General features: G+C 71.2%; 4 protein-coding genes. 3 read left to right on the top strand and 1 reads right to left on the bottom strand.

The features are described 5' to 3' along the window. The first annotated feature begins 322 nt into the window (after positions 1-322). The 3 genes from istA to LN037_RS31980 all read left to right on the top strand — a co-directional run bounded on the left by istA (position 323) and on the right by LN037_RS31980 (position 4004). A complete protein-coding gene (gene istA, locus LN037_RS31990; protein ID WP_230761154.1) occupies positions 323-1849 on the top strand; it encodes an IS21 family transposase in 1527 nt (508 codons plus the stop codon). Further along, the gene (gene istB, locus LN037_RS31985) at positions 1846-2625 is read left to right on the top strand and encodes an IS21-like element helper ATPase IstB (protein ID WP_230761152.1); all 780 of its coding nucleotides are present in this window, start codon (positions 1846-1848) and stop codon (positions 2623-2625) included. Before istA ends, istB begins: the two co-directional genes overlap by 4 nt. Before the next feature lie 167 nt (positions 2626-2792). Then, the gene (locus LN037_RS31980) at positions 2793-4004 is read left to right on the top strand and encodes a hypothetical protein (RefSeq protein WP_230761150.1); all 1212 of its coding nucleotides are present in this window, start codon (positions 2793-2795) and stop codon (positions 4002-4004) included. Positions 4005-4212: 208 nt separating this feature from the next. Here the strand turns inward: LN037_RS31980 and LN037_RS31975 are convergent. Continuing rightward, the coding region (locus LN037_RS31975) for a transposase (protein ID WP_230760009.1) at positions 4213-4326 on the bottom strand (114 nt) is incomplete at its 5' end.

The following is a 4326-nucleotide window of genomic DNA, read 5'->3' as shown; positions in this document are numbered from 1 at the left end:
ACGAACGCCTTCATTCGTCGGTCGGATACCTGCCGCCGGTTGAATGGGAAGCCCATTACACTGCCGCGGTAACCCGGCAGGCCGCCGCGGCCTGACGCCCAGCCTCACCCAGGCCCGGGGCGGTTCACAGCGCTCTGTCCGTGGCCATGAAAAAGTCCCCGGTGTTGGCCAGGTTGAGGTCCCCGCGGGTGGCCAGGTGAGGTCCCCGCTGGTGGCCAAGTAGAAGTCCCGGTCCCTCGTCGTGTCGTCCCGACGGTGGGGCCCTGGGCGGTGACGGTGCGCGGTGACTAGCCAGCTCACCGCACCGCCCAGGGGTCCTCCATTGAAGTCTGCGAGGGAACGTATGGACATCATTTCGGCCTACCGGGAGGTGGGCAGTTACCGCGGCGCGGCCGCGATCTGCGGGACGACACCGAAGACGGTGCGTCGGGTCATCACCCGCCACGAGGCCGGCGGGATCGCGCCGCAGCGCAAGCCGCGGCCCCACAACTACGACGCCGTGACCCAGGTCGTGATCGACAAGATCGCCGAGACCAAGGGGCGGATGTCGGCCAAGCGGCTGCTGCCCCTGGCGGTCGCCGCCGGATATGAGGGCTCCGGGCGGAACTTCCGGCGCTTGGTCGCCGAGGCGAAGGCCGAGTGGCGCCGCACCCATCACCGCGGGCGGCGCCCGGCGGTCTGGGCCCCGGGCGAGCACCTGGTCATCGACTGGGGCGTCCTCGGTGGGCTGCACGTGTTCTGCGCGGTCCTGGCCTGGTCGAGGGTCCGGTTCGTGCGCTTCGCCGCGGACGAGCGCGCCGCGACGACGTTCGCGCTGCTCGCGGAGTGCTTCGAGACCCTCGGCGGGGTCCCCAAGGTCGTCCTGGCCGACCGGATGGGCTGCCTGCGCGCCGACATCGTCGCGGGCCGGGTGGTCCCGACCCCGGACTACGTCCGGTTCGCCAGCCACTACCGGTTCCGCCCGGACTTCTGCGAAGGCGGCGATCCGGAGTCGAAGGGGATCGTGGAGAACCTCGTCGGCTACGCCAAGGCGGATCTCATGATCGGCTGCGAACTCGTCGACCCCGACCGCCCGAAGGCCCGCCCGGACCTGGCCTCGGCGAACTTGGCCGCGGCCCGGTGGTGCACGCAGGTCAACGCCGCGACCCACTCCGAGATCGCCGCGGTCCCGGCCGAACGCCTCAGAGACCGGGAGCTCGCGCTGCTCGGCGGGCTGCCCGGGCTGCGGCCACGGATCGGCGGCCCGGCGGTGTTCCGCAAGGTCGACCGGCTGTCCTGCATCCGGCACGGCTCGGCGCGCTACTCGGTCCCCTCGACCGCGATCGGGGACAGCGTCGAGGTCCGCGTCCACGGCGGCGAGCTGTCGATCCTGACCCGCCAGAGCGGAGCGACCCCGCCGCAGCTGCTGGCCTGCCACCAGGTCGTCGGGCCGGGCGAGGTCTCGATCCTCGACGCGCACTATCCCGGCGCCCGACCCACCGTCCCGGCGCGGGCGGTTCGGCCCCGCACCGCCACGGAGAAGGCGTTCTGCGCCCTCGGGCCGGCCGCGCAGGCGTTCCTGGCCGGCGCCGCCGCCGCCGGCTCCACCCGCCTGTCGGCCGACCTCGCCGAGCTGGTCGACCTCGGCCACGCCCACGGCCCCGAGACTCTGCTCGAGGCCCTGACCCGGGCGACCGCGTTCCGGCGCTGGCGCGCCGAGGACGTCCGCTCCATCCTCGCCGCCGGGCACACCCCGACCCCGCGGCCGGCCGGCGACGCCCTGGTCGTCGAGCTCCCCAGCGTCCCCACCCGCTCCCTGAACGCCTACAAGATCAGCCCGGACACGGCCGGGTCCGGGGACGCGTCATGACCGCCACCACGCCACCGCCGCTCGAGGCCGACCTCGAAGCCGGACTCAAGCGGCTCAAGCTCGCCGCGATGCGCCGCCTGGCCCCCGAACTGCTCCTCACCGCCCGCACCCAACGTTGGCGACCCGAGGAACTGCTGCGCACCCTGGTCGAGGCCGAGATCGCCGCCCGCGAGGCCTCCAACACCATCAACCGCCGCCGCGCGGCCGGGTTCCCGGTCGAGAAGTCCCTCGCCGAGTTCGACATCGGCGTCTCCTCGATCCCGACTGCGACGTTCGACTACCTCGCCAGCCTGGAGTGGATCCGCGGCGCGGAGAACCTCGCCCTGGTCGGGCCCGCCGGCACCGGCAAGTCCCACCTGCTCGTCGCCCTCGGACACGCCGCGGTCGAGGCCGGGCACCGGGTCCGCTACTTCACCGCCGCCGAGCTCGTCGAAGCGCTCTACCGCGGCCTGGCCGACAACTCCGTCGGCCGCCTGATCGACCAGACCCTGCGCCACGACCTGATCATCATCGACGAGATCGGGTTCGCCCCGCTCGACGACACCGCAGCCCAACTGCTGTTCCGGCTCGTCGCCGCCGCCTACGAACGCCGCTCCCTGGCGATCAGCTCGCACTGGCCCTTCGAACAGTGGGGACGGTTCCTACCCGAACACACCACCGCGGTCAGCCTGCTCGACCGGCTCCTGCACCACGCCCACGTCGTCGTCACCGACGGCGAGTCCTACCGCATGCGGCAAGCCCGAACGAAGGGAACGAAGCCGGTCGCCAGCAGCTGAACAACCTCAGGACCGGGGACTTTCACCTGGCCACCAGCGGGGACTACGAACTGGCCGTTGACACGCTCGGCGGGGGAGGAGCGCCTGGTCCGCCGGGGGACGAGCCTTCGATGAGACAGAACGCGCGGGCCGGGGGATCTCTGCTGATACTTCTTCCGGGGGTGCACATGGGGGAGCTCATCGCGCTGTCACCGCGCGCGCGACGGGCCGTGCAGGCATCAGTCGCCGCCTATGGCCTCGGGTTGTTAGCCCTGTACGCATGGTCGTCGTCGCACGGCGACGGATTTTCAAACGGCGACCTCTGGCGCACGACGATCGGCAACGCAGTGCTGATGTGGGCGGGGATTGCTGGGGTGTCGGTGGCCTTCCGTGAGGCCGGGCGAGCTCGGGCGCCGCGGCGGGACCGTTTGGCGGCCCGACGAGATCTGTCCCGCGAGCAGCGCCGATCGGCCGACCTCGCCATCCGGCGCCGCGACGAACCCCCTCCGCAGGGGGCCGTGGAGTATGCCTGCGCCCGGCAGGTCCTCGCTTCGATCGGCGCGGCCCTGCTCCTTCTCTCTGCCCCGCTCGGCGCGGCGGTCTCCATCGTCGAGGCACCAGCCGGCTGGACGGCCGTCGTGCTCGCTGTCCTGATCGCGGCCCTCGGAGTTGTGCTGGTGGTGCGGAGCGAGCGGTCCCGCCAGGCGGTGTCTCGGTGGACGGACCCACCGGGACCTACCGTGGTCGCGCTCGACCTGGACGACGCCTTCCTGAGGCCGGACTGGGCGCGGTGGCGGAGGGCTATGAGGGTCGTGCAGTGGCTGGCCGTCGCGGCGCTTGTCGTCTATTTCGCCGGCCTCGGCTGGTGTGTGGCTCTCCGCGGTGGCGACCTGGCGGACGGGTTGGCCATCCTTGTGCTCGCCGGCGCGGTGGTTGTCGTCGAGTTCGCCCTGGCCGCCGCCGCATGGTTCCTCGCCCGGCCGTACCGACAGACACCCGCCGAGGCCCGCCGTCTGGCCGAGCTCCCACTTGCGGACCGGGTCGACCTGCTGCGCGAGTGGCGTCGAGGACGCGCAGGCGATCAGCGATACGCCGACGCGACCTTGACCCGAGCCCGCAGCACCGCACCCGACCTCGCGCTGACCCCGATCGCACTGATGTCGGCGGTCTCGCTCTCGCTCGCCTTCATCAGTCCGCTGCTGCTGGAGCATATTCCGGTCCTGCTCTACCCCAGCTTCGCTCTCGGGTCGACTGTCGTCACCGGGCTCCTGCTGCGGCAGAGTCGGCTTCAGCAGCATGTCGCCGATCGACTGCTCGACCACGCCCGAGCCAGCGCCCGAGCCCGACGCCAGCCCCTCGTCGTGATTCCCCGTGCTGCACCCCAGCATGGTCCAGCCTGACCAAGCACGAGCGACCAACGACCAGACCCGATCGACGGTCAGCGCCACCATCCCGAACGCCTCGTGCGCAAAAGAGGCTACCTTCGAGTTCGGATAAGGCCGGGTCCGCTGCTCTTGTCCTCGGTTGCCGCGATAAATGGAGTTATCGCGGCGTTTAAAGCAACGGAATGTCATCGCTTCCAAATCAGCTAAAGCGGCTCTTCCGGAATCAGAGTGCGAGGTTCCCGCAGTGGAGCAGGGAGCGGATGCGGTAGTTGATCAGGTTGCGGAACCCGAGGGCGTTGCGGCGCAGGGCCTCGAGGCGCCCGTTGATGGCTTCGGT

Origin of the sequence: Actinomycetospora soli (assembly GCF_021026295.1) — a bacterium.
In the GTDB taxonomy this organism is placed as follows: Bacteria; Actinomycetota; Actinomycetes; order Mycobacteriales; family Pseudonocardiaceae; genus Actinomycetospora; species Actinomycetospora soli.
The sequence above is the reverse complement of the archived record's forward strand: the minus strand, read 5'-3'. Positions and strand labels throughout refer to the sequence as shown.